Origin of the sequence: Ensifer sp. YR511 (assembly GCF_900103045.1) — a bacterium.
Classification (GTDB): Bacteria; Pseudomonadota; Alphaproteobacteria; order Rhizobiales; family Rhizobiaceae; genus Ensifer; species Ensifer adhaerens.
This window is the reverse complement of the sequence record NZ_FNGR01000010.1, coordinates 121,710-146,748: the sequence shown is the minus strand read 5'-3', so window position 1 is coordinate 146,748 and position 25,039 is coordinate 121,710. Positions and strand designations below refer to the sequence as shown.

Annotated in this window: 26 protein-coding genes; 17 read left to right on the top strand and 9 right to left on the bottom strand. The window is 64.0% G+C overall.

Annotated elements, in window-relative coordinates; genetic code table 11:
* Nucleotides 1–127: 4Fe-4S dicluster domain-containing protein (locus tag BLU15_RS18780; protein ID WP_143034228.1), on the top strand; the 127-nt coding region annotated here is incomplete at its 5' end.
* Between the two features lie 57 nt (nt 128–184).
* A complete protein-coding gene (locus BLU15_RS18775) occupies nt 185–1,996 on the top strand; it encodes a phosphoenolpyruvate carboxykinase (GTP) (protein ID WP_090297090.1) in 1,812 nt (603 codons plus the stop codon).
* A 74-nt stretch (nt 1,997–2,070) separates the two neighbouring features.
* Here BLU15_RS18775 and BLU15_RS18770 read toward each other — a convergent pair whose 3' ends face one another.
* The 3 genes from BLU15_RS18770 to BLU15_RS18760 form a co-directional block, all read right to left on the bottom strand.
* Complete coding sequence (locus BLU15_RS18770; protein WP_060606140.1) at nt 2,071–2,349, bottom strand: GNAT family N-acetyltransferase; 279 nt, start codon at nt 2,347–2,349, stop codon at nt 2,071–2,073.
* Between the two features lie 113 nt (nt 2,350–2,462).
* The gene (locus tag BLU15_RS18765) at nt 2,463–3,227 is read right to left on the bottom strand and encodes an SDR family NAD(P)-dependent oxidoreductase (protein WP_090297088.1); all 765 of its coding nucleotides are present in this window, start codon (nt 3,225–3,227) and stop codon (nt 2,463–2,465) included.
* A 224-nt stretch (nt 3,228–3,451) separates the two neighbouring features.
* On the bottom strand, nt 3,452–4,492 hold the full coding sequence (locus BLU15_RS18760; RefSeq protein WP_089042977.1) for a LacI family DNA-binding transcriptional regulator: 1,041 nt from the start codon (nt 4,490–4,492) through the stop codon (nt 3,452–3,454).
* Nucleotides 4,493–4,743: 251 nt separating this feature from the next.
* Here BLU15_RS18760 and BLU15_RS18755 point away from each other — a divergent pair, with 251 nt between their 5' ends.
* The 12 genes from BLU15_RS18755 (at nt 4,744) to BLU15_RS18700 (ending at nt 15,258) form a co-directional block, all read left to right on the top strand.
* Nucleotides 4,744–6,027, top strand: coding sequence for an amino acid ABC transporter substrate-binding protein (locus BLU15_RS18755; protein WP_090297086.1), 1,284 nt, complete (start codon nt 4,744–4,746; stop codon nt 6,025–6,027).
* A 96-nt stretch (nt 6,028–6,123) separates the two neighbouring features.
* Nucleotides 6,124–6,870 (top strand): ABC transporter ATP-binding protein, encoded by a 747-nt coding sequence (locus BLU15_RS18750; RefSeq protein WP_034789824.1) that lies wholly within the window; start codon nt 6,124–6,126, stop codon nt 6,868–6,870.
* Complete coding sequence (locus BLU15_RS18745) at nt 6,870–7,598, top strand: ABC transporter ATP-binding protein (protein ID WP_034789822.1); 729 nt, start codon at nt 6,870–6,872, stop codon at nt 7,596–7,598. The genes BLU15_RS18750 and BLU15_RS18745 overlap by 1 nt, the downstream gene beginning before the upstream one ends.
* Before the next feature lie 11 nt (nt 7,599–7,609).
* Nucleotides 7,610–8,488, top strand: coding sequence for a branched-chain amino acid ABC transporter permease (locus BLU15_RS18740; protein WP_034789820.1), 879 nt, complete (start codon nt 7,610–7,612; stop codon nt 8,486–8,488).
* Nucleotides 8,488–9,531 carry a branched-chain amino acid ABC transporter permease gene (locus tag BLU15_RS18735; RefSeq protein ID WP_034789818.1) on the top strand — a complete coding sequence of 348 codons (1,044 nt, stop codon included), beginning with the start codon at nt 8,488–8,490 and terminating at the stop codon, nt 9,529–9,531. The genes BLU15_RS18740 and BLU15_RS18735 overlap by 1 nt, the downstream gene beginning before the upstream one ends.
* A 9-nt stretch (nt 9,532–9,540) precedes the next feature.
* The gene (locus BLU15_RS18730; RefSeq protein ID WP_051659176.1) at nt 9,541–10,326 is read left to right on the top strand and encodes a glutathione S-transferase family protein; all 786 of its coding nucleotides are present in this window, start codon (nt 9,541–9,543) and stop codon (nt 10,324–10,326) included.
* Between the two features lie 19 nt (nt 10,327–10,345).
* Nucleotides 10,346–11,287 (top strand): dioxygenase family protein, encoded by a 942-nt coding sequence (locus tag BLU15_RS18725; protein ID WP_082572812.1) that lies wholly within the window; start codon nt 10,346–10,348, stop codon nt 11,285–11,287.
* A gap of 39 nt (nt 11,288–11,326) precedes the next feature.
* Entirely contained in the window at nt 11,327–12,205 is an 879-nt protein-coding gene (locus BLU15_RS18720) for a beta-keto acid cleavage family enzyme (protein WP_090297084.1), read from the top strand.
* Nucleotides 12,206–12,232: 27 nt separating this feature from the next.
* Nucleotides 12,233–13,237, top strand: coding sequence for a quinone oxidoreductase family protein (locus BLU15_RS18715; protein ID WP_051659175.1), 1,005 nt, complete (start codon nt 12,233–12,235; stop codon nt 13,235–13,237).
* 13 nt (nt 13,238–13,250) lie between these two features.
* The gene (locus BLU15_RS18710) at nt 13,251–13,583 is read left to right on the top strand and encodes a cupin domain-containing protein (RefSeq protein WP_060519216.1); all 333 of its coding nucleotides are present in this window, start codon (nt 13,251–13,253) and stop codon (nt 13,581–13,583) included.
* Between the two features lie 27 nt (nt 13,584–13,610).
* Nucleotides 13,611–14,219, top strand: coding sequence for a gamma carbonic anhydrase family protein (locus BLU15_RS18705; RefSeq protein ID WP_090297081.1), 609 nt, complete (start codon nt 13,611–13,613; stop codon nt 14,217–14,219).
* Nucleotides 14,206–15,258, top strand: coding sequence for an alpha/beta hydrolase family protein (locus BLU15_RS18700; RefSeq protein ID WP_060606117.1), 1,053 nt, complete (start codon nt 14,206–14,208; stop codon nt 15,256–15,258). Before BLU15_RS18705 ends, BLU15_RS18700 begins: the two co-directional genes overlap by 14 nt.
* 52 nt (nt 15,259–15,310) lie before the next feature.
* On the opposite strand, the gene BLU15_RS18695 is transcribed toward BLU15_RS18700, so the two are convergent.
* A complete protein-coding gene (locus BLU15_RS18695; RefSeq protein WP_060606113.1) occupies nt 15,311–16,369 on the bottom strand; it encodes an adenylate/guanylate cyclase domain-containing protein in 1,059 nt (352 codons plus the stop codon).
* Nucleotides 16,370–16,538: 169 nt separating this feature from the next.
* Between BLU15_RS18695 and BLU15_RS18690 the strand changes: the two genes are divergently transcribed.
* Together BLU15_RS18690 and BLU15_RS18685 are read left to right on the top strand one after the other, a co-directional pair.
* Complete coding sequence (locus BLU15_RS18690; RefSeq protein WP_034789805.1) at nt 16,539–16,994, top strand: SRPBCC family protein; 456 nt, start codon at nt 16,539–16,541, stop codon at nt 16,992–16,994.
* Nucleotides 16,995–17,190: 196 nt separating this feature from the next.
* Nucleotides 17,191–17,358: a hypothetical protein gene (locus BLU15_RS18685; protein ID WP_089042981.1), complete on the top strand. Its 168-nt coding sequence runs from the start codon at nt 17,191–17,193 to the stop codon at nt 17,356–17,358.
* A 98-nt stretch (nt 17,359–17,456) separates the two neighbouring features.
* On the opposite strand, the gene BLU15_RS18680 is transcribed toward BLU15_RS18685, so the two are convergent.
* The gene (locus tag BLU15_RS18680; protein ID WP_060606110.1) at nt 17,457–19,526 is read right to left on the bottom strand and encodes an ATP-dependent helicase; all 2,070 of its coding nucleotides are present in this window, start codon (nt 19,524–19,526) and stop codon (nt 17,457–17,459) included.
* Between the two features lie 375 nt (nt 19,527–19,901).
* Between BLU15_RS18680 and BLU15_RS18675 the strand changes: the two genes are divergently transcribed.
* Nucleotides 19,902–20,081, top strand: coding sequence for a hypothetical protein (locus BLU15_RS18675; RefSeq protein ID WP_034789801.1), 180 nt, complete (start codon nt 19,902–19,904; stop codon nt 20,079–20,081).
* Between the two features lie 206 nt (nt 20,082–20,287).
* Here BLU15_RS18675 and BLU15_RS18670 read toward each other — a convergent pair whose 3' ends face one another.
* From BLU15_RS18670 to nirD, 4 genes are read right to left on the bottom strand one after another with little or no spacing between them, the layout of a single operon-like run.
* Nucleotides 20,288–20,596, bottom strand: a complete 309-nt coding sequence (locus BLU15_RS18670; protein ID WP_244546770.1) for a hypothetical protein — start codon at nt 20,594–20,596, stop codon at nt 20,288–20,290.
* Nucleotides 20,596–22,068, bottom strand: a complete 1,473-nt coding sequence (gene cysG / locus BLU15_RS18665; RefSeq protein ID WP_090297075.1) for a siroheme synthase CysG — start codon at nt 22,066–22,068, stop codon at nt 20,596–20,598. Before cysG ends, BLU15_RS18670 begins: the two co-directional genes overlap by 1 nt.
* Entirely contained in the window at nt 22,040–24,697 is a 2,658-nt protein-coding gene (locus BLU15_RS18660; protein ID WP_090297073.1) for a nitrate reductase, read from the bottom strand. The genes cysG and BLU15_RS18660 overlap by 29 nt, the downstream gene beginning before the upstream one ends.
* Nucleotides 24,698–24,699: 2 nt before the next feature.
* Nucleotides 24,700–25,035, bottom strand: a complete 336-nt coding sequence (gene nirD, locus BLU15_RS18655; RefSeq protein ID WP_370689609.1) for a nitrite reductase small subunit NirD — start codon at nt 25,033–25,035, stop codon at nt 24,700–24,702.
* Between the last annotated feature and the right edge of the window lie 4 nt (nt 25,036–25,039).

The following is a 25,039-nucleotide window of genomic DNA, read 5'->3' as shown; positions in this document are numbered from 1 at the left end:
GCAAGTCTTCGTCATCAACGCGCAGAACTGCGTGCACTGCAAGACCTGCGACATCAAGGACCCGAACCAGAACATCAACTGGGTGCCGCCCCAAGGCGGTGAAGGCCCGGTCTATCCGAACATGTGAGTTCGGGAGGCGGGCCGCGCGGACCGAATTCATTATTGCCAAGCGAGAGACGCATCCATGCAAGACCCGACTGTCATAACCAACCCCGTTCTCAGCCAATGGATCGACGAGGTTCGGGCCCTGTGCGAACCGGATCAGGTCCATGTCTGCGACGGCAGCGATGCGGAATACAGGCGTCTGTGCAGCACCCTTGTCGCCGCGGGCACCTTTATCCGGTTGAACGAAGCGAAGCGCCCAAACTCGTTCCTCTGCCGCTCCGATCCCGGCGATGTCGCCCGCCTCGAACATCGCACTTTCGTCTGCACCTCCAGTCGGGAGGACGCAGGGCCCACCAACAATTGGGCAGATCCGGCCAGCATGCGCGTCGAGCTTTCGCGATTGTTCAAGGGATCGATGCGCGGGCGCACCATGTATGTGATCCCGTTCTCCATGGGGGAACCCGGCTCGGACCTTGCGATGATCGGGGTTCAGATCACCGATTCCGCCTATGTCGCGGTCAGCATGAAGTTGATGGCGCATATCGGCCTGCCGGTCCTGCGCGCACTTGGCACGCGCGAATTCGTGCGCTGCCTGCACTCGGTCGGAGCCCCGCTCGCGCCCGGCGACCGCGATGTGCCGTGGCCCTGCAACGCGGAGCACAAATATATTGTGAGCTTCCAGGACGACGGCTCGATCGCATCCTTCGGTTCCGGCTACGGCGGCAATGCGCTTCTCGGGAAAAAGTGCCTGGCACTGCGCACGGCCTCGCTGAAGGGCCGACAGGAGGGGTGGCTTGCCGAGCACATGCTGATCATGGGCGTGGAGGATCCCACTGGGAAAACGACCTATGTCGCGGCCGCCTTTCCGTCCGCCTGCGGCAAGACCAATTTCGCCATGCTTCTGCCGCCCGAGGGTTTTGCGGGATGGAAGGTCAAGACGGTCGGCGACGACATCGCCTGGATCCGGCCGGATGCGGACGGCAGGCTGCGGGCCATCAATCCGGAAACGGGCTTCTTCGGGGTTGCCCCGGGCACCAACGAGAAGACCAATCCCAACATGATGGCGGCGATCGCGCGCGAGACCATCTTCACCAATTGCGCGCTGACGCCCGACGGCGACGTCTGGTGGGAGGGCTTGACGGAGGAGGCGCCGCCGGCGTTGGTGGACTGGCGCGGTCTCGACTGGACGCCTCAGGCCGGTCGCCCGGCCGCGCATCCGAACGCCCGTTTCACCGTTTCGCGCGACCGCTGCCCGAGCATGGACCCATCGGCCGCGCACCCCGCCGGCGTGCCGATCTCGGCCTTCATCTTCGGCGGGCGGCTTTCCCACACTTTTCCGCTCGTCTTTGAGGCAAGGGACTGGCGCGAGGGCATCTACTGGGCGGCAACGCTGGGGTCGGAAGCGACGGCGGCCGCGGAAAATCAGGCCGCGACCCGGCGCGATCCCTTCGCGATGCTGCCTTTCTGCGGCTACAACATGGCCGACTATTTTGCCCACTGGCTTTCGATGGGCGACCGGCTTGTGAATGCGCCGGCAATCTTCCGCGTCAACTGGTTCCGGCGTGACGAGGACGGTGCATTTCTCTGGCCGGGCTTCCGGCAAAATATGCGCGTGCTCAAATGGATCGTGCAGAGGACGGAGAACACCGGCGATGGAGAAGCCACGTCGATCGGCCTTGTGCCGGGCTATGACGACATCGACTGGCATGGCCTCGACTATGACCGCCAGACCTTCGACGCGCTGATGAAGCTCGATCCGGCCGAACTCGCCAAGGAGCTGCAAAGCCACGACGCCTTGCTGCAGTCCTTCGGCCAACGATTGCCTCCAGCGCTTTTCGCGATCCGTCGCGCCTTGCTCGACGGGGTTGACCAGACGCCGCCTCAAGACTGAGGTCCTGGGCGCGCTGCCCGTCATCCAGCCAGGCGGTGGTCACGGCCACCGTCTGGCTCAGCATTGCCGGGCGCTCAGCCGTCGAGAAGCGCCATATATTCGGGGTGTTTGGCCGCAAAAGCGGCCATAAACGGGCACTTGGCGATCACCCGTGCGTTTCGCGCGCGAAGAATGTCGAAGACGCCGGTCGCAAGCCGCGTGCCGATCCCCTGTCCCGACAGGGTCTGCGGCACTTCCGTGTGCGTGAGAACGACCCGGCCGTCCTCCAGCCGATAGTAGGCAACGGCGATCTCGTCGCCGATCGGCAGCTCGAATCGAGACGCCTGAGTGTTATCGATGACCTTTTCGACCATTTCGTCCCTACCTTCCTGCAACCGTTATCCGCGCCGTCGCTGTGCCCTGGACTATAGGAGGGACGAGACATCCGCGCGACCACTCTGTCGCGCGGATGCGGAGTTCTGTGGTCTCAGAGCGCCCGGCCGCCATCCACCTGGATGATGTGGCCGGTCGAAAAGCCGAGCAACGTCGCGCTCGCCAGGATGGCGGCGGCGATGTCGTCGACTTCGCCGATGCGGCCGAGCGGGGTCGAGGACGCGACCTTGTCGTTGAAGTCCGAGCCTCGCCCGGGGACGAATTGCGTGTCGACGACACCAGGAGAAACTGCAAGGACCCGGATTTCCGGGGCAAGGGCGCGGGCGAGCGCCTTGGTCAGCACGTCGATGCCGGCCTTGGCGGCGCAATAGGCGATATTCGAGCCAATACCGGTGAAGGCGGCGATCGACGAGATGGAGACGACGAGCCCGTCGCCGGATTTTTTCAAAAGTGGCGCGAAGGCGCGGATCGCCGCGAACTGGCTTCGCCAGTTCACCTTGAAGATGTCGTCGATCAGTTCATCCGTCAGCGCGTCGAGATCCCGGTGGGCGATAGGCTTGGTGAAGCCCGCGGCATTGACCAGCACATCGAGCTTGCCGAACTTCTGTTCGATGGTGCGGGCAAGGTCGCCAAGAGCGCGGGAATCTGTGATGTCGACGGCATATCGGGCATGACGTTCAGCATTCGCAAGGGAGGAAATCACCGCGTCCGCGCTTGCGGCCCCCTGTTCACGCGGCGTGTGGGTGATCAGCACGGTCGCTCCCGCATCTGCAAACAGGCGCCCTGTCGCGGCGCCGATTGCGCCGTTTCCGCCGATGACGAGAACTGTCTTTCCAACCAAGGACCGCGGATACGCCATAAGTTCCTCCCTCTTGACGTGATGTCTTTCAAGCCGACGGAAACGTCCGCCCGGCAATTTGACGGTTGATCGATGCGACCTTAGGGCAATCGATTGCATGAAACAATAGGCAATCGATTGCATAAAGGTTCGCGGCGAACGCCCGCGCAGAGGCGTTCGCAGGGGAAAAGCGGTGCGAAGGGGCCGAAACCGCCGATCCGTCGCGAACTGCCGTCTGGGTATTGTCAGCGCTTCTGCGCTGCCACCGGTCCCGTGCTTTCGCGTTCCAGGAGCTCCACCGGCAGCACGGTCTCGAGCGGAATGTCGTCGTCCGCGCCGGCATTCATCAGGCGCAGCAGGATCGATGCGGCGGTGATGCCCGCATCATACTGCTGGATGCGGACGGTGGTGAGCCTTGGACGCGCGAGTTGCAGGAACGGCATGTCGTTGAAGCCGCTGACGGAAATGTCCGATGGACAGTCGAGGCCGTTCTCCCGCAAGACGTCGATGCAGCCGAGCGCCAGGCGGTCATTTGCGCAGAGCACGGCGGTAAAGTCGTGTCCGGAGGCGAGCAGCTCGCGCGTGCAGCGGGCGCCTTCGTCCTCATCGAAGCGCATGGCGGTGACGATGAGCTGCGGGTCGATGTCGATCGACATTCTCTTGGCGGCGTTGCGGAAGGCGGCCAGGCGTAGCTGCCCGGTCGAGAGATCCTGCGGCCCGGCCAGATGCGCGATCCGCCGGTGGCCGAGTTTCGTCAGGTGGCGCAGCATTTCGCAGATGCCCATGTCCTCGTCATTGATGACATAGGGGATGTTCGAATTCTCCACGCGCCGGTTCAGCGTCACCACCGACAGGCCGTCCTGGGCGGCCTTGGCGATCGAGGGGTCGCTTCTGAGCACCGCTGCATGGATAAGTCCGTCGACACCGCGATCGCGCAACACTTCGAGAAGGCGAACCTCGCGCTCGCGCTCGCTGTCGGTGTTGACGATGATCGACGCATAGCCGAGCGGTTCCAGAACGCTTTCGATCCCGCGCAGGATCGGTGGGAAAATCGGGTTGGTGATATCCGGAATGACGACGCCGACCGTCATCGTCCGGTTGGTGCGAAGCCCGAAGGCGATGCGGTTGGGGCGATAATCCAGGCGTTCCGCCGCGGCCTGGATCTTCGCCACAACCTCTGGCGTGATGCTCTTGCGCTCGGTCGGGTCAAGGGCGCGCGATACGGTCGACACATGAACGCCGGTCGCGCGCGCAATGTCCTTCAGCGTGGTTCGTTTCTTCTGCATGTGTCACCTCTCGCCTCCATTTAAAATCTTGCCGGAGGTTTTGCAATCGTTCGCATGGATGCTTGACAAAGCGCAAACGGTGCGCATAATCGCCCATGTGCAATCGTTTGCATATTCAGTTTGCGGCGGGGCAGTTGAGGAGCTGGCCTGCCGTCGATCGAACAGTGCGCAAGTGTCGTCCGGCGTGGCCGGGCGATTTGTTTTTCGCTTCAATGCAAACGATTGCGCGCAAATGTCTGGGAGGAGACAAAATGGGACTCAATCGGCTGATCGCGGCAGCAACCGTCAGTGTGCTTTCGGCAAGCACCGTTGCGAGCGCTGCGGAAACAATACGGATCGGCGCATCGCTGCCGATCACCGGTGGCCTTTCGGTCAGCGGCGAGAAGCATAAGCGGGGCTACGAACTCTGCAACAAGCTCATCAATGAAGCGGGCGGCATTCTCGGCAAGCAGGTGGAGCTGATCGTCAGCGACAATCGCTCCGACCCTGCGACGGCCATCAATCAGTACGAACGCTTCATCAATGTCGACAAGGTCGATGCCGTCTACGGTACGTTCTCGAGCCGCTTGACCTTTCCGGTCGGCAACGTTCTGTCCAAGTACAACATGGTTCACCCGGTTCCCTCGGGCGGTGCGCTCCGGATCTATGCCCAGGGCTACAAGAACCTCTTCTATTTCCAGGTCAATGCTGCCGAATACACCGGCAAGGACGTGATCGGCCTCCTGAAGGAGGTCAAGGATCCGGCGGATGCGCCGAAGACAGTCGCCGTCGTCCATGCCGACGACTTCTTCGCCAATGCGATCGCCACCGGCCTTCTCGGCCAGAAGGTGATCGATCCCGCCAACGACAAGGAAATCGCCGACCTCGCGCCCGGTTACTTCAAGGAAGCCGGCATCGAGGTGGTGATGGAGGAGAAGTGGCCCGAGGAAGGCTTCAACGACTGGCTGAACCTTGCCAATTCGATCAAGCGCTCCGGCGCTGAAATGATCGTCGGCCTGACGGCTTCTGCGGAAGAGGCGGTCCAGCTCATGCGGGCGCTCAAGACCGTCGGCGCATCGGCAAAGCTCGTCTATCTCAGCCAGGGTGCCCAGACGGAGTTCATCGAGGGTGTGGGGAACGACGCGGCCGATGGCGTCGTCATCCACACCACCTGGCACAAGGATGTTCCGTTCAAGAGCACGCTTGCCGGAAAGCCCTTCGACAACGCCGATTTTGTGAAGGCGTTCGAAGCCGAATATGGTGTCGAGCCGGATGAAGACAGCGCCATCCCCTTCGCCGTCTGCCAGGGTATCGAGCAGGCCATGGTTGGCGCCGGCAGCACGGATAACGCCAAGATGGGCGAATGGCTGCACGCCCGCACCAAGGAACAGCCTGTCCAGACAGTGCTCGGCGATTTCAGCTGGGACGATCTCGGCCTGCCCGTCGAAAAGTCGCACATCATGACCCAGTGGCAGGATGGCAAGCTGACCTTCGTCTACCCGACCGGCCAGTTCGAGGGCATCGTGCCCTTCCGCTATCCCAAGTCCGGTTTCTGACCCTTTGCGAGGCAGAGGAGGGTGTTTCGCTCGCGAGGCGCCCTCCCGATCGGCAGGCATCTACTACCCAATTTCTAGTACAAGGAGATCGCGCGGATGCTCGAGGTTAAGAACCTGTGCAAGCACTACGGCGGAATTCGCGCCGTGGACGGCGCAAGCTTCAAGGTCGAGAAAGGCTCGATCACGGCACTCATCGGGCCGAACGGCGCCGGCAAGACCACGGCCTTCAATTGCATCAGCCGCACCGTCGTCCCGACCTCGGGCGAGGTCTGGCTGGATGGCGAGCGGATCGACAATCTGCGTCCGCACAAGATCACGGCAAAGGGCCTGAGCCGGACCTTCCAGATCTCGCGCAACCTCGCTGACATGACGGTGCTGGAAAACGTGATCGTGCAGGCGCGCTGCCGCGGCTTTGCCGACCTGTTCCGGCCGGCGGTCTCGGCGGAAGAGCGCGACAAGGCAATGTCGATCCTCGATTTCCTCGGGATCACCCGCATTGCCTACGAGGATGGGCACAACCTGTCCTACGGCCAGAAGAAGCTGATGGATCTGGCAGCGTTGCTGATGGCCGATCCGAAAATCATCCTGCTCGACGAGCCCGCCGGCGGCGTCAACCCGACGCTGCTCGAAGAGATCGTCGGCCACATCCGGGCGCTCAACGCCAAGGGCCTGACGGTGCTGATCGTCGAACACAACATGGACCTGATCATGCGGCTCTCGCACCGCGTCGTGGTCATGGCGCACGGGCGGGTGATCTGCGACGGCACGCCCGATGTGGTGCGTCGCGATCCGCATGTGCTCGAAGCCTATCTGGGCGGCGTACTGGAAGAGGAAGCGGCCTGATGAGCGATCTCCTGCAAGTCACCAATATCACCGCCGGCTATGGCGACGGCCCGGCCATTCTCGATGGCGCGCGGCTGACGGTCGAGCCAGGCAAGGTCCACTGCATCATCGGCCCGAACGGCGCCGGCAAATCGACGCTGCTGAAAGCGATCTGCGGAATGCTGACGATCCGCAAGGGCGACGTCATCTTCAAAGGCGAGCGGCTGAACGGCCTGCGCCCTGACCAGATCCTGCGCAAGGGCATCTGTTTCGTACCGCAGGAACGGGCGCTGTTTCCGAAGATGACGGTGCGCGAAAACCTGCGCATGGGCGGATATGTGCTCAACGACGCAAAGCTTCGTGACCGCCGCATCGACGAAATCCTCGAGCGCTTTCCGGTGCTGCGCGAGCGCGCCGACCAGCATGCCGGCACCATGTCGGGCGGCCAGCAGCAGACGCTTGCGATGGCGCGCACGCTGATCGTCAAGCCCGACATCGTCATGCTCGACGAGCCCTCCCTCGGGCTGGCGCCGAAGATCGTCCAGGAGATGTTCGACATCATGAAGATGATGTCTCAGGAGGGCGTCACCGTCCTGCTCGTCGAGCAGAACGCGATGATGGGCCTCAAGAATTCCGACTGGGGCGTTGTGCTCGATCTCGGCCGCACCCTCTTCGAGGGGCCGGCCGAGGCGGTTCTGGCGGACCCGCGCATCCAGGAACTTTACCTCGGCGGCCGCAAGGTCGCGTAGCGGAGGACGTGATGACAGACATTCTTCAGATACTGATACTCGGCCTCGCGCTCGGCGGCGTAATCGCGCTGATGGGGTCCGGACTTTCGCTGGTCTTCGGCGTCATGCGCATCGTCAACCTGGCCCATCCGTCGCTGATCATCTGCGGCGCCTATGTCAGCTATTGGGCCTTCAAGCTCTGGGGCCTCGACCCGATCGCCACGCTGCCGATCGCGGCACTGATCATGGCGGCGATCGGCGTGCTGCTCTATCGCCTGATGTTCGAGAGCCAGGCCAAAAGCGCCCGCTACTCGGAAATGACGGTACTTCTTACCTTCGCGCTGGCGATGATCGTTGAAGGCTTCCTCGGCGCCGCCTTCACCAACACCCAGCGCGTGACCTCGCCGGAATATGCGACGGACGCCTTCTTCATCGGCAGCCTGTTCATCCCGAAAGGGCAACTCTATGCCGGCTGTGTGTCACTCGCGATCATCGGCGCGCTGACGCTGTTCCTCAACTACTCGCGGCTCGGCTACGCCATCCGCGCCACCACGCAGAACCGCGAGGCCGCCGAACTGCTCGGCGTCAACGTCAACCTCATCAGCATGATCGCCTTTGCAATAGGCATCGGGCTTGCAGGTGCTGCCGGTTCGCTGGTGAGCTTCGTCTTCAGCTTCTTCCCCGCCAAGCAGTGGGAATGGATTGCAATGCTGATGTCGGTCGTCGTCCTTGGCGGCATGGGCAGCGTGCTCGGCACCGTCGTCGCCGCTCTTCTCCTGTCGGTCATCGCCGCATTCGTCGGCACCTGGGTGGGCGCCACCTGGTCGACCATGACCTTCTTCCTCGCACTCTTCGTCATCCTGCTGATCCGTCCCCAGGGCCTGTTCGGCGAAAAACCGGAGTTGGCATAATGGCCGTAAACCTACAACAAGCCGACGCGAGCTCGGTGCTCGAGGCCCGTCGCATTCACAACCAGAAGCTTGCGCGCCAGCATGACCAGACCCGCGCCACATGGTTCCCTCTCACCGTTCTCGGTGTGCTGCTCGCCCTGCCGCTCCTGCAACTAACCGGCAACTACAACTACCTGCTGCACCTTGTCCTGTTCACGGCTTCTTATGCGGTCATGGCCAGCGGCTGGAACATCATCGGCGGGTTCGCCGGCTATATCTCGCTCGGCCACGCGGTGTTCTTCGCGATCGGCGGCTATTTTTCAGGCGTGCTCCTGGCGCGATACGGCATCTCGTCGCTCTTGACGGCACCGCTCGCCGGGTTGGCGGCCGCGGCCTGCGGCTATCTAGTCGGCCTCATCACGCTGAAGGTTCGTGGCCCGAGCTTCATCATCTCGTCGATCGCGCTCCTGATGATCGCCCGTATTCTGTTCGACCACTGGGAGTTCATCGGCGGCGCCAACGGCCTGTCGCTGCCGGTAACCGATCTGCCCGTTCAGACGGCGAAGCTGCCCTACTACTACGCCTTCGTGCTGATGGCTGCCTTCACCGTGTGGGCGACCTATCGCATCAAGCATTCCAAGTTCGGGCTTGGCCTGCGCGCGCTCTCCAAGGACGAGGTCAAAGCGGAAAGCGCCGGGATCAACACCCGCTTCTACAAGGTGCTGGCCTTCGCATTGTCCGCCTTCTTTGTCGGCATGGCCGGTGCAGTCTGGGGTGAGTATCTCACCTATCTCCGGCCGAACATCTTCCTGATCATCCTCGTTTCGGCAAACCTGGTGCTGATGTGCATTCTCGGCGGCAAGGGCACGATTGCGGGGCCGGTCGTGGGCGCGATCCTGATCGTCGCCTTCAACGAAATCTTCGTGGCGACCCTCGGCGCCTCCGAGATCAACATTCTCGCGACCGGTTTCGTCATGGTTCTCGGGCTGATGTTCTTCCCGAACGGCGTGATCGGAACGCTCGCCCGCAAGGGCAAGCTGCCCCGCGTCCTCAACTGGGATTGAGAGGCGACGATGCAGGACTTCATCCTCTACAACGCCCCTCAATCGACGTGCAGCCAACGGGTGCGATACGTTCTCAACGCCAAGGGCCTCGCCTTTAAGGAGCACAAGCTCGATCTCTTCACCGGTGACCAGCTCAAGCCCGAATATCTGGCGATCAACCCGAACGGCGTCGTGCCCTCGCTCGTCCACCAGGGCCGCGCGGTCACCGATTCCGCCGTCATCATGGAGTATCTGGAAGACATTCTCCCTGGTGGGCTTCGGCCAAGGGACGCCTTCGGCGCGGCGACGATGCGGGCAATGATGCGCTTCATCGACGAAGTGCCGACACCGGCGATCCGCGTGCCTTCCTACAACCTCGCCTTCCTGCCGCACTATCAGGCGATGACGGCGGAGGAGTTCCAGGCGGTCTGCGATGCAAAGCCGCTTCGCCGCGAGTTCCTGATGAAGATGGGGCGAAGCGGCTTTCCCGAGCCGGAAATGGAAGAAGCGCTCGGCCGCCTTGAGCGCGGCGTTCAGCGCATGGCGGCGTGGCTTTCCGACAATGGCGGGCCGTGGGTCATGGGCGATCAGCTGACGTTGGCGGATATCGCGATCATGCCGGTGATCGTCCGGATGGACGATATCGGACTGTCCTCGATGTGGGCGGAGATGCCGGCGATCCAGAGATGGCTCGATGCCATCCGCGCAACCGGCGCCTTCGCTGAAACCTATTACTACGGGTCGCTGCTGACCGAAAAATATCCGCACCTGAAGACGGCCAAGCCCGAACTTCGGCTCGCCGGGTCCGGCCTGTGACGCGGAAAGGAGAACAGGGATGAACAGCCATATCAGCCCCGAGGCAAAACTGATTTCCAAGGAGGCCGACGTCACGCCGACGGTGCTTGCCGCCATGTCGCGCGGCGACGATCCGCGGCTCAAGCAGATCATGGACACGATGGTCAGGCATTTGCACGCCTTCCTGCTGGAAGCGCGCCCGACCGAGGCGGAATTCGAGTACGCCCTGCGCTGGATCACGGCGGTCGGCCAGGCGACCAACGAGGCGCACAACGAGACCGTGCTTGCCGCCGACGTGCTCGGCGCTTCGACGCTGATCGACCTGATCAACAATGACGGCATGCAGGGCGAGACGCTGTCAGCGCTCTTGGGGCCGTTCTATCGCGGGGGTGCGCCGAAATGCTTAAACGGCGACTGCATCGCCCGTTCGGATACGCCGGGATCGCAGCTCTGCTTCACCGGGCGAGTGACCGATCCAGCCGGCCGACCCGTCGAAGGGGCGACCCTCGATGTCTGGCAGGCGTCCCCGGTCGGGCTTTACGAGAACCAGGACGAGACCCAGGACGACTTCAACCTGCGCGGCCGTTTCACCACGGATGGCGACGGTCATTTTCACTTCGTGTCGGTGAAGCCGGCAGGCTATCCGGTTCCGACCGACGGGCCGGTTGGCGACCTGCTGCGAGCGCAGAAGCGGACACCGATGCGTCCGGCCCACATCCACTTCATCGTCTCGGCGCCGGGCTACAAGACGCTCGTCACCCAGATCTTCTCCGACAGTCACGAGGCCCTGGTCAACGACGTGGTCTTCGGCGCGAAGCAGCAGATCGTCGGGAAATTCTTCCGCCACGATAGCCCGGACCCGGAGTTTCCGGGCGCCGAGGCGCCCTTCTACAGCTGCAACTATCACTTCAAGCTGGTGGAGGGTCAATCGGTCCTGCCGCTGCCTCCGATCTCCGGAAAGAAGGTGGCGCACCATGGCTGAGAGATCAAACAGGTCGCGCCCTGGCGCGGGAGGCTTGTGATGCAGCAGAACGTCATCATCACCTGCGCGGTCACGGGCAATCTTACGACGCGGGAAAACCATCCCGGACTTCCCGTCACGCCCGAAGAGATCGCCAATGCCTGCCTGGAGGCGGCCGATGCCGGCGCGGCGATCGCCCACATCCACGTGCGCGATCCGGTTACGGCAAAGCCCTCCATGGAGCTAAAGTACTACCGCGAGGTCGTCGAGCTCATCCGGGCCAAGAACACGGCGCTGATCCTCAACGTCACGACCGGGCCCGGTGGCCGCTACCACCCGAGCGACGAGAACCCGGCGGTCGCCGGACCACGCACGACGCTGATGCGGCCGGAAAAGCGGGTCGAGCACATCGTCGCGCTGAAGCCTGATATCGCCACGCTCGACCTCAACACCATGACCTTCGGCTCCGAGGTCGTCATCAACACGCCGGCCAACGTCAAGATCATGGCCGACATTATCAACGAGGCGGGCTCCAAGCCGGAGCTCGAGGTCTTCGACACCGGCCACATCCAGCTGGCGCAGGATCTCCTGAAGGCGGGCGTGTTGAAGTCGCCGGCGATGTTCACGATCGTCACCGGCGTCAAATACGGCTTTCCCTCGACCACCGACGTGATGGCGACCGCGACGCGGATGCTGCCCGCTGACGCCGTCTGGACCGGCTTCGGCGTCGGGCGGATGTCGTTCCCGATGGCCGTTCAGGCCTATCTGCTCGGCGGTCACGTTCGGGTTGGCCTGGAGGACAACTCCTACATCGCCAAGGGCGTGCTCGCCAAAGGCAATGGCGAACTGGTCGAGCGGGCAAGAGACCTGATCGAGAAGCTCGGCGGCCGGATCGCCGAGCCCTCCCAGGCCCGCGAAATTCTCGGACTGCGTGCATAGGCATCGATTTCTGCAAGGAGGCATAGAATGAACATTCAGGTGGACGCGAAGATCGCCCGAGCGCTGAGGGTGACGGAAAAATCCCCCGATCTCGACAATCTCAAGATCGACGTCGTCGATGTCGCGGTGCCGCGGCCGGGTCCCGGGCAGGTGCTGGTCGAGATCGTGGCGGCAGGGGTCAATCCCAGCGACGTGAAGGCATCCCTCGGGCACATGCCGCACGCCATCTGGCCGCGCACGCCGGGCCGCGACTTCGGCGGCATCGTGCGCGAAGGACCGTCGTCGATGATCGGCATGGAAATCTGGGGCGGGGGCGGCGAACTCGGCATCACCCAGGACGGCAGCCACGCCAAATGGATGGTGCTCGACCAGAAAGCGGTGCGCGCCAAGCCTGCGAATTTCACCATGCAGGAAGCAGGCTCGATCGGCGTGCCGTTCATCACCGCCTTTGAGGGCCTGCGCGAAGCCGGCGGCGTGCAGCCGACGGATGTCGTGCTCGTCTGCGGCGGCAACGGCAAGGTCGGGCAGGCGGTCATCCAGCTCGCGACCATGGCCGGCGCCAAGGTCTTTGCGGTCGAGTACAATGAGCAGCCGCTTCTGGCGCACACCAACGCGCCGGTCGAAATGCTCAACAGCGCCAAGGATGACGTTGCGGCGATCGTGCGCGAAAAGACCGGCGGCCACGGGGCCGACATCGTCTTCAACACGGTCGGCAGTCCCTATTTCGAGATCGCCAACAACGCGATGGCGAAGCAGGCGCGCCAGGTCTTCATTTCCACCTTCGACCGCGCCGTGCCGTTCGATATCTTCAACTTCTTCCGCGGGCGTCACAAATATATCGGCATCGACACGCTGGCGCTGTCGTCGGTCGAGGGTGCCCGAATCTTCGACAAGCTCAAGCCGAAGTTCGAGGAAGGCAAGTTGAAGCCGTTCCCGATCAATCCGGCGACCGTCTATGGCTTTGCCGACGCCGCCAAGGCCTACGCCTCGGTGCTGCGCGGCACGCCCGAGCGCGTGCTGCTGGTGCCCTGAGGAGGAGCGGACGATGCAGGTGACGCGCTACGGCGATGCCAGATCCTATGAGGCGCCGGAGCACTACGGCATGCACTGCCTGCGGCTCCAGGGAAAGGAGGCGACGGCAACCGATACGATCTGGATCGGCCTGTCGCACCTCCTGCCCGGTGGTCATACGTCGCTGAAGGACGCCACGGTCGAGAAGATCTACATCGTCGTTGCCGGAGAGGTGACGGTCGAAACCGGCAGCGAGAGCGTCACGCTCGGCTTTCTCGACAGTTGCCGGCTTGCGCCCGGCGAGGCGCGTGCGCTCGCCAACCGCACCAATGCGCCGGCGTCCATCCTGCTCGCCATGCCGACCTGAGCGCCGCCGCAGAACGGAGAATATTTGATGGTTTCATCGGGTCTTTACCGGCTGGGCGCGCGCGCGCCGCGCGTTCCCGCCAATGGACGATTTTACGTCGCGCCCGGCGCCGTGGTGATCGGCGACGTGCGGCTCGAAGAGGATGTCAGTATCTGGTTCAACGCCGTCTTGCGCGGCGACAACGAGCCGATCATCCTTCGGCGCGGCTGCAACGTCCAGGACGGATGCGTCGTTCACACCGATCCCGGATACCCCGTGGAGATAAGCGAGGATGTTACCGTCGGACACAACGCCACAATTCACGGATGCCGGATCGGCAAGGGAAGCCTCGTCGGCATGGGGGCGGCGATCCTCAACGGCGCGCAGATCGGTGAGCGATGCCTGATCGGCGCCGGCGCATTGGTGCGGGAAAACATGGTCATCCCGGACGGCGCTCTGGTCCTCGGGGTGCCCGCCCAGGTCGTGCGCGTTCTTGACGGAAAGACGGCCGAAGCTTTGTCGATCGGGGCGCAACGCTATCGCGCGAAAGCCCGGAGCTATCCCGGGGATCTCCAGCCGGTCTCCGTCGAACACGTATCGTCGGGGGCGGACCCAAGCAATTACATCATGCGGGAGAACATGCATGACGCAGAATGAGAACCGATTGGTCAGTGTCGTCGAGCATTGGCTCCCGCGCATGGAGGTCGCCGGGATCCCGTCGGCAACCGCACGTGCCGTCATCGAGCGAGCCGGCGTCTGGCAGAAGTGGCTTGCTGCCTGGAGCGAGGAGGGCGAGCGTCACGCAGAGCTCGGCGCTGCGGCTCTGGTCGCCGGCCGCAACGTGACCGCCGGCGAAGCCTATGCCCGCGCCAGCCTTTTTTATCATTTCGGACAATTCATGGCCTTCGAGGATCTGGAGGCAAAGGCGAGGGCCGCCACGCGAAAGGTGGAACTCTACCGTCTCGCGGCACCCTTGCTTGATCCGTCTGGCGAGATGGTCGCTGTGCCCTTTGAGGACGGCGAACTTCGGGCCGTTCTTCGCGTGCCGAACGGAGACGGCACACACCCGCTGGCGCTGATCATCCCGGGCTCGGATTCGACCAAGGAGGAATTCCCGGCCTTCGAGCGGCATTTTCATGCCCGCGGCGTTGCGACCCTTTCGCTCGACGGTCCCGGCCAGGGTGAGGGCCGTTCGATGGGTACGCTGCGCCCGGACATCGGTCCGGCGGTTGAGGCGGCCATCCGGTCGGTAGAGGCGCACCCGCGCCTTTCGGGCAAGGTCGCGCTCGTTGGCATGGCCTTCGGCGGCTTTCTTGCCCTGCGCGCCGCCGCGTCCGTGCCAACGCTCGCCGGCGTCGTCTCCATCAACGGCTTCTTCGATCTCGGTGGGTTCTGGGACGCGCTGCCGCAGGTCTATCGCGACAACATGCGCTTCTCGCTCGGGGGCGCGGACGTTCGCGAACGTGCCGACCGTTTCACGCTGGCGCGCTGCCCGCCGCCGACCGCCCCGGCGCTCATCCTCCACGGCGGACGCGACAAGATCTTTCCACCCTCCGAAGCGGTAAAATGCGCAGATATCTGTGCGCGTGGAGCCGAACTGCACATCTTCGAGGATGGCAACCACGTCTGCAACAACATCCCCTGGCTCTACCGCCCGCTTGTCGCCGACTGGGTGGCGGAGCGCACGCGCGTGTAACCGTCGAAGACGGACGCTTCGCCGTTCACGGCATGGCCGTGGAAGGGCTGCGTCACGCGTCCGGCAAGGTGAAGACGGCGCAGGGTGCTGCGATGCCGCGCAAGGGATGCTCGCCGAGCGGCAGCAGCGGCGTCGACGCGGCCTCAGCCACGGAACCGGAGATCAGCACGGAGCAGCCGAGCGGCCGGCACAGGCCCTCCAGGCGGCTGACGAGATTGACCGCCGGGCCGATGGCTGTGAAGTCGAGCCTATCGGCGGCACCTATATTGCCCCAGAGAATGTCGCCGAGGTGCAGGGCGACGCCGAAGGAGAGCGGCGGTAGCCCCTCGGCCTGCCGGGCCTGGTCGAGATGCGCCATGCCGGCGCGCGCGGCGGTGACCGCGCGCAAGGCCGCGTCGCAGGCTTCGCTCGGCGAGCCGCTCACCGGAAAGATCGCCAGAACGCCGTCGCCGATGAATTTCAGCACCTCGCCGCCAAAGGCATGGATCGCGCCGGCGAGGCGATCGAACCAGGCGTCGAGGGCCGCGATCACCACGGCGGGTTCCGATGTTTCGGACAGCGCCGTGAAGTTGCGCAAATCGGCATAGAGTAGGGCCGCGCGAATGGTTTCGCCGGTGCCGCGGGTGAGCGCTCCGGCGCGGACACGGGCGGCGCTGCGGCGGCCGAGATAGGCGTCGAGCAGAGCGGTGAGCGCGGCCCGCTCGGCAAGAACCGCCAGGGGCGCGACGGCAAAGCGCGCGACATCACCAAGCCGCGCCGTCTCTTCCGGGCCGAACGGGCGCGTCCCGGCCCAGCCGAGCGACGCGCGTTCATTCCCCGAACCGGTCGATTGTTGCAGCAGTGGCCCGAGCCCGGCCAGCCACTCCTCTCCCGCCCGGTCGGAGACGGCGTCGGCAAACCCCAGGCTCTCGATCACCACGCCGGTCTCGGCTCGCCAAAGCCAGGTGCGGCGGGCGATGATCGGATGCGGCACGGCGAGCGTAAGCGCGCCGCCCGAGAGCGGCAGACCGTCGGCGACGAGCTGGCGGCCAAGGTCGGACAGGAATCGGTCCGGCTCCTGCGAGGCGCTTGCCTCGTCCACGAGCCAGGCAAGGGGGGCGGACAAATCCATGCCGAAGAGGATAGGGTCGAGCGCCCTATGGACAAGCCCTTTCCCGCCGCCGCGCTGCGCGCAAGTCAGGGGCGGACGGTGGCGCCGTCCGCCCCGGCGGTCTATGATTGCGGCAGCCTGCAGAAGGACTCTCAAGCCGCAGGCAGGCCAATCAGCAAAGGGAAGACCGATGCCAGAAGCCCTCGTCGTCCGCCGCGAAGCGCATATTCCGGCGCCACCCGCCGCAGTGTTCGCTCTTTTGACCGACCCGGAAAAGATCCTGCGCTGGATGGGAACGGAGGCCGACACCAAGGCGGAGCCCGGCGGTCTCTATCTCGTCAACGTGACCGGGGCCCGTTTTGCCCGCGGGTCTTTCCGCGAGGTCGTGCCGGTGCATCGGCTCGCCTATAGCTTCGGCTGGGAAGGCAGCGACATTGTCCCGCCCGGCTCGAGCCTGATCGAGATCGACCTGATCGAGCAGCCGCCCGGAACATTGCTGCGCCTTACGCAAACGGGTCTGCCCAGCGCCGAACAATGCGCCGGCCATGCGGAAGGCTGGGCGCATTATCTGGAGCGGCTGGGCCAGGTTGCGTCGGGCCGCGATCCAGGCCCCGATCCCTGGCTCGGCCGCGACGGCGCGGCTTGATGCAGACGTCCCTTGCTTGCCACGACTGGGCCTGAAGGCTTGACGACGGCGCTGGAATGCCATGTTGCTTGGGATTGGCGCGAACCTGCGTTCACATCTTATTGATGCCAAATCAGGACGTTAGGCGGCATATGTCATTGCGGTGCGCTGGCTGAACGCACCGGGACATGTATGAGTTTACTCGGGATGGGAGCGAATGGACGACAACAACATCATCAAATTTGAACGACCAAAGCCGAAAAAGGAGGCGAAGCCGGCCAGCCCTGTGCCGCGGAAGGCGTTGATTTGGCTGGCACTGATAGCGGCCTTGGTTGCGGTGTGGTCGTACTATCAGTTTATCGCGCCGCCGAGCTTGCCAGGCTAACAACGCTACAGACCGGCGGTTGGCGAGCGGCGCGCGCTCCTCGCTTGGTCTGTCTGCAGACACGAGCGCACAATTGGCGAGCTCGCCACCGCCTTCGCTCACTTCCACATGGAGCGCATGCGGGCGCCGACGTCGATGCGGATCTGCTTGGCGCTTCGCTCGCTGGCGCTTGCCGAGATCTTCGGCCAGCTCGTCGTCTCGAAAAACTGAAGCAATGTCGCCGGGATGAAGCGGGTTCGCGAGGCGTAGACATGCCGGTCGCCCTGGGCGTTCTGGCCGTGGGTGAAGAAGCGCTGCGGCGTCACCAGGGAGAGATGATCGCGTGCCCGTGTCATGCCGACATAGAGCAGCCGCCGCTCCTCTTCGAGTTCGGCAGTTGTGCCCACGCCGAGATCGGACGGAATGCAGCCGTCGACGACGTTGAGCACGAAGACCGAGCGCCATTCCTGGCCCTTCGCCGAATGGATGGTCGACAGGATCAGATAGTCCTCGTCGAGCAGCGGCACGCCCGCCTGGTCGCTCGTGGCATCGGGCGGGTCAAGGGTCAGCTCGGTCAGGAAACGTTCGCGGTTCTGGTAGCCGCCGGCAATCTGCTCGAGCTGCAGCAGGTCGGCCTTACGCGTGTCGGCGTCTTCATGGATCCGGTCAAGATGGGGCTCATACCAGGCGCGCGCAGCGCCAATCTCCTGCGGCCATCCAGGCTCGGCCCGTCGCAGACCGGACACCAGGTCGACGAAGCCGGTCCAGTTCTCGCCGGTCTTGGCGGGAGGCGGGATCTCAGCAAGAGCCGCGAGCGGTTCCGGATCGGCGGCGATCGCATCGAGGATCTTTCCAGCGGTCTGTGGGCCAATACCGGGCAGCATCTGCAGCAACCGGAAACCTGCGACGCGGTCACGCGGGTTCTGCGCAAAGCGCAGGACTGCGAGCAGGTCCTTCACATGGGCGCTGTCGAGAAACTTCAGGCCACCGAATTTCACGAACGGAATGTTGCGGCGGGTGAGTTCGACTTCGAGCGTTCCGCTGTGATTGGACGAGCGAAAAAGCACCGCCTGCTGCTTCAAGGCGATACCGATCTCGCGGCCAGCGAGAACCTGCTCCACGATGTAGGCGGCCTGATCCGCTTCGTCCTTGACGGCGACGAGCAACGGGCGCTGCTCCGATTGCCTGTCCGTCCAGAGGTTCTTGGTAAATCGCTCCCGCGCCAGGCCGATCACGCCGTTCGCAGCGGCGAGGATCGGCTGCGTCGAGCGGTAGTTCCGGTCGAGGGTGATGACGTCGGCAGGCTCGGGCGAAAAGGCGTTCGGGAAATCGAGAATATTGCGAACCGTCGCAGCCCTGAAGGAATAGATCGACTGGGCGTCGTCGCCAACGACCGTCAATCCGTGGCCGCCGGGTCTGAGCGACATCAGGATCGACGCCTGCAGCCTGTTGGTGTCCTGATACTCGTCGACAAGAACATGATCGAAGCGTCCGCCGATATCTTCGGCAAGCTCCGGATCGGAAACCATCTGCGCCCAGTAGAGCAGGAGATCGTCATAATCGAGCACGTTCTGCGCCTGTTTGGCATCGACGTAGGCCGCAAACAGCGCCTTGAGCTGTTCGTCCCAGCCGGTGACCCAGGGATAGGCCGACTTCAATACGTCGCCAATCGAGCTTTCGGAGTTCACGACGCGCGAATAGATCGAAAGGCACGTTCCCTTTGTCGGGAAGCGGCTTTCCGTCTTCGAGAAGCCGAGCTCGTGGCGCACGAGGTTCATCAAATCGGCGCTGTCCTCCCGGTCGTGGATCGTAAAATCCGGGCCGAGACCGATTTGTTCGGCGTAGATGCGCAGGATCCGGGCGCCGATGCCATGGAAGGTGCCGGCCCAGGAGAGCGCGTCCGTCATGACTGCAGCGTTGTCGCCAAGGACCTGGCGGCAGATGCGCGCGACCCGGCGGGTCATCTCGGCTGCTGCGCGTCGAGAAAAGGTCATCAGCAGAATGCGGCGCGGATCGGCACCGTTGACGATGAGATGCGCGACGCGGTGGGCGAGGGTATTCGTCTTGCCGGAGCCGGCACCGGCGATGATGAGAAGCGGGCCGCCGACCTGTCCTTCCGGCAAGCCGATACCGTGCTCGACCGCCTCACGCTGGCGGTCATTGAGTTTTTCGAGATAGGCGGCGCTCATGCGTTCCCGTTCGTTTTCGTCGCACTCAGTCACTGCCCGCATCGATTTGCATCCAAGAGACGGGCAGGAACAAAGAAAGAACTAGCAATTTAGCATCCAGATGAAAACCCTGACGTCGCCGAGTTTTCCCTCCTGCAACGTCGGAATGTCACTCTTCCAAGGTTTTGATGACCTGCGAGATCGCCGATGGGCTTGATTGCTGCAGGTAAGGCCAATCGGCCGTGGATCGAGATCTGTCGCGGGTGATCGCCGGCTTATCGATCGGCCTATACCTATGGCTGTGCGCCGCACGAAGAACGCGCGACGGCTTGTGGCCTTATATAGTAGATTAGAAATATGCTCCGCTCCTGCGTCCACTCGAAAGAGGAAGAGCACATGGACGAACGGAGCGTTGAAAATACCTGTGAGGCCACCGGCTCGACCGCCGAATTGCAGGAGATTGCGCGCAAGCTGGCGTCGCTCGCCCAAGAGATCAGGTCAATTGCAGCGACCCCGCTCGGCGAGACGGTCGTACTCGACGAAAGCGGCGATGGATCGGAAACGGCAGTCGACTGATGTCGGCCGCGGGGCAGCGGCTTTACTTGTTCGGTACAGGCATTCATTCCTCAATTGGGGGATGGCCGTGATCTGCCTGCGCGCTTAGAACCAGCCTACGGTGGCGACCTTGGGATATTCGGGACGTCGATACGAGGCGACGCCTTCGAATATCCCTTGGCGCGTCAGCAGACGCTGGTGTCTGTTCAGGGGCAGCATTGAGCTCGTCACGCCACGACCGTCATCGTCATTTCTATGTAGGCGGCAAGGCACAGGGCTGAAGCTAAGATGCCCGGCGTTGAAGGCACGGCTTGCATTATTTTCGCGAAGAACATACCGCCGGCGATGAGCAATCCGCCGAAAAGCAGACCGTGTTCTGCAACAGCGAGGCCGATGGCGCAGAGGTTCACGGCACTCGCAACCATGGTGAGGGGCGCTGCGGCCAGCGCAGCGTTCGATTGAGCCAGGAAGATGAGCCTGAAACGCGGCCAGCTGAGGCCGATGGCGAGAACGAGGAACACCAGGGACATGCCCATCAGCATGCTCCGGCGAGCGTGCGCTCGATCGATCCGGCCCGCTTGTCTCGGGCCGAAAACACGCCGCCGACAGCGATGAGGACCGGGCTGTCGTAGCCGATCTCCCCTATGCCCTCCGGGATTGTGGCGAGCGTGCCTCGCCAGCTGCGTTCCGTCGGATGGCTGACATCGCTCATGATCACGGCCGGTGTTTCAGGTGAACGGCCTTCGCCGATAAGCTTTTCGGCAATCAGCCCCGCCGTTCGGCCACCCATGTAAAAGACCGCCGTGCTGCGCGGATCGGCAATGCCTGCCCAGTCGACATCATCGGGCAGGCCGCCGTGGCGGGAATGACCGGTCACCAGCCGAAGCGACTGGGCATAGTCGCGATGGGTCAGCGACAGACCGAGACGGGAGGCCATGGCGCTTGCGGCAGTGATGCCGGGGATAACGTCGACGGGAATGTTCTCGCGGTCGAGATGGGCGATTTCCTCGCCGGCCCGGCCGAAAACCATGGGGTCGCCGGATTTCAGCCGCACCACGCGTTTCCCAGCCTTGGCGAGCTTGACCATCATGGCGTTGATGTCTTCCTGCCGGCAGCTTTCGCGGCCGCCGCGCTTTCCGACGAGCATGCGCTTTGCCTCCCGCCGGGCGAGTTCGAGCACGTCTGAAGAAACGAGGTCGTCGAAAAGGATGACATCGGCCGCTTGCAGCGCGCGCACGGCCTTCAGCGTCAGGAGTTCGGCATCGCCCGGTCCCGCGCCGACCAAAGTCACGTGACCGATGGCGGGGGCTCCCGCGAGCCTTTCGGCATCAGCAAGAAGCACCCCGCCTACGCCCTCCTCCGGCGTATCCATGGTCGAAAAGACGCGATCGGCAAAACGTTCCCAGAAGAGGCGGCGCCGGGGACCGGGTTCGATCCGGTGGTTCACCGCTCCACGAAGAGACTGTGCCAGCGCTGCCCAGGCCTTCAGGCTTTTCGGCAGCAGCGTCTCGATCTTGCGGCGGATCGTCTGGGCGAGGATCGGGGCGGCGCCATCGGTCGAGATCGCAACGATGACGGGCGAGCGGTTGACGATCGAGCCGAACTGGAACTCGCAGAAGTCCGGCTGGTCGATGACGTTGACCGGAACGCCCGCCGCGCGGGCGGCGGCGAAGAATGCCCGCGCCTCCGCCTGGTCCTCGCAATCGCCGACGGCGAGCGCGGCACCGTCAAGATCGGCGGGCGCCCAGTGCCGGCGGTTTAGCGTGACGCTGGCGGTGGGGTGTTGCGGGGTACGGCCGGCAAATGCCGCGAGCGCCTCGTCGTTCCCTTCAGCGTAGAGGTCGACGCGGGCGCCGCAGGCGGCCAGAAGCTCGGCCTTCCACATCGCTCCGTCCGTTGCACCGGCCACCACGACGCGCCGGCCCTCCAGCGCCCAGAAGACGGGCAGCTTGGCGAGCGCCTCCATGCGGGCGGGTCCGTCACTCTGCGGCTGCTGCAAGACATCCATCGATGATCCCCCTGATTTCGGCGCGGCACGAGCCGCAATTGGTTCCGGCATTGAGCGCCACGCCGACGGCCTCGACGCTGTGGCAACCGCCGCGTACGGCCGCGACGATCTGGTTGACGCCAACACCGAAGCAGGAGCAGACGGTGGCGCCGGGATCCGGTTTGTCCGCCCCCGGACGGCCCGCGACGAGCGCGAAGCGCTTGCGCAGATTGGCGTGGTCAGCGCCGAGTTGTGCGATCGCCCAGTTGCGCGCGACGGCGACCGGTTCACGCGCGAGGAAGAAGGCCGCGAGAAGCTGCGGACCATCGAAGAAGGCGAGCCTGATGTCGCCGGTCTGTGCATCCGCATAGCCGAGCGGCTCTACCCCTTGCGGGATCGCAAGAACGCGGCGGCACCAGCCGGCCCAGTCGTCCACCGGCTCGGCAAAAGCCAGTTCCAATCGCCAGCCGCCAGCCGCCTTCGCCAGCGCCCAATAGGCAGCATCCGGATCGACCGGCTTTGCCAGCGAGACAGCGAAGGCGTAGTGCGTCGCCTTGAACTTTCGCGCGGCGACCGCAATGTTCTTCGATGCCGGCTGGCCGGAAAGACGATCGGTGATCGGCGGCACGAGGACATCGATGCGTGCCTTCGCCGCAAACTGGTCGTTCCAGTGCATCGGCACGAAGATGCTGCCGCGCGCCTGGCGGTCGGTGATGAGCGCACGTACGAACGCCTTGCCCTCAGGGCTTTCAATCTCGATAAGGTCGGCGTTGCCGACGCCGATCTCCATCGCATCACGCGGGTGCAGTTCGGCAAACGGTTCGGCGATATGGGCCGAGAGGCGCGCGCTTTTGCCCGTGCGGGTCATCGTGTGCCACTGGTCGCGGATGCGGCCGGTGTTGAGCGTGAACGGGTAATCGGCATTGGTGCGGTCGGTCTCTGCCGGGCGAACGGCCACGAACCGGCCTCTGCCGTCAGCGTGATAGAAGTTGCCCGCCGCAAAGAAACGGCTTTCGGCGCGCTTCTGGCCTTCCCGTTGGGGCCACTGGAAGGGCGTCAGCCCGTCGTAGTCCTCAAGCGCAAGATCGGCATAGGCGCCAATGTCGAAATCGCGGCTGCCGGCATTTTCGAAGGCCGAGAGCGCGGCATGTTCGCGGAAGATCGCGGCGGGCGCTTCGTAGGCGAAAGCATCGGTATGGCCCAGGCGGCGACCGACCTCGGCCAGTTGCCACCAGTCCGCCCGGGCTTCTCCCGGTGCGGCGAGGAACGCCCGCTGGCGCGAGATGCGGCGTTCGGAATTGGTGACCGTGCCGCTCTTTTCCCCCCAACCGAGCGACGGCAGCAGCACATGCGCGTGGCGGGCGGTATCAGTTTCTTTCAGGATGTCGGAAACCACGACGAAGGGACAGGCCCTGATCGCGGCCTCGACGGCGTCGGCATCCGGCATCGAGACGACGGGGTTCGTTGCCATGATCCAGAGCGCCTTGACGCGACCGTCTGCCATCGCCCGGAAGAGATCGACGGCCTTGAGCCCCGGATTTTCGGCAATCTTTGGCGAACGCCAGAAGCGCTGGACGCGATCGCGATCACCGGCATCTTCGATCGCCATGTGTGCTGCGAGCATGTTCGCAAGCCCGCCGACCTCGCGGCCGCCCATCGCATTCGGCTGCCCCGTCAGCGAGAACGGCCCCATGCCCGGCCGGCCGATGCGGCCGGTCGCAAGGTGACAGTTGAGGATCGCGTTGACCTTGTCGGTGCCCGAAGACGACTGGTTGACGCCTTGGCTGTAGCAGGTCACGACCTTCTCGGTTGTCGAAAACAGCCGGTAGAATTCGCGCAACTGCATCGCCGGAAGACCGGTCCGCTCGAGCACGTCGTCGAACGAAACACCGCCCGCTGCGAGCAAGGTATCACCGAAGCCGGCCGTATGCGCCGCGACATAGTTCTGGTCGACGGCATTGCTGCAAACCAGATGTGAGAACAGCCCGACGAAGAGCGCCACATCGGCGTCGGGCCGGATCGCGAGATGCAGGTCTGCGATATCGGCCGTCATGGTGCGGCGCGGATCGACGAGAACGATTTTGAGGCCCGGCCGTTTCGCCTTGGCGGCGGCAAGGCGCTGGTAGAGGACGGGGTGGCACCAGGCAAGGTTCGATCCGGTGAGTACGACCAGATCGGCCAGCTCCAGATCCTCATAGGTCCCGGGTACCGTATCCGAACCGAAGGCACGGCGATGACCGGCAACCGACGAGGACATGCAGAGACGTGAATTGGTATCGATGTTGGCGGAACCGACAAAACCCTTCATCAGCTTGTTGGCGACGTAGTAGTCTTCGGTGAGCAGCTGGCCGGAGACGTAGAAGGCGACCGAATCCGGGCCGTGCTCGGCAATCGTTTCCGCAAAGCGCGTAGCGACAAGGTCGAGGGCTTCGTCCCAGCCAGCCTGGCATCCGTCGATCTCCGGATGCAGCAGCCGACCGTCGAGGTCGAGGGTCTCGGCGAGTGCGGACCCCTTGGAGCACAGCCTGCCGAAATTGGCGGGATGGTCGGCATCGCCGCGCACGGCGACGGCGCCGTTGTCATCGACCGTCGCGATGACCCCGCAGCCGACGCCGCAATAGGGACAGGTGGTCTTGACCTCCTTTTCCATGGTCATTCCGCCGCAATCAGCAGGCTTTCGAGCGCAATGAACAGCGCGCCGCCGTCAATACGCACCGGAATGGTGCGCACCGCGCCTTCGTCGGCCCCGAGCGCCTTGCCGGTTTCGAGCGAGATCGCCCAATTGTGCAAGGGGCAGGTGACCGCCTTCGCGTGGACGATGCCTTGCGACAGCGGCCCGCCCTTGTGCGGGCAATGGTCCTCGATGGCGAAGACCTCGTTTTCGGCTGTGCGGAAGACGGCGATCTTGCCCTGAGGCGTCTTCACGCAGCGCGCGCCTCGCAGCGGAATGTCCGAGATGTCGCCGATCGGGTGCCAGGTCATGTTCATCATC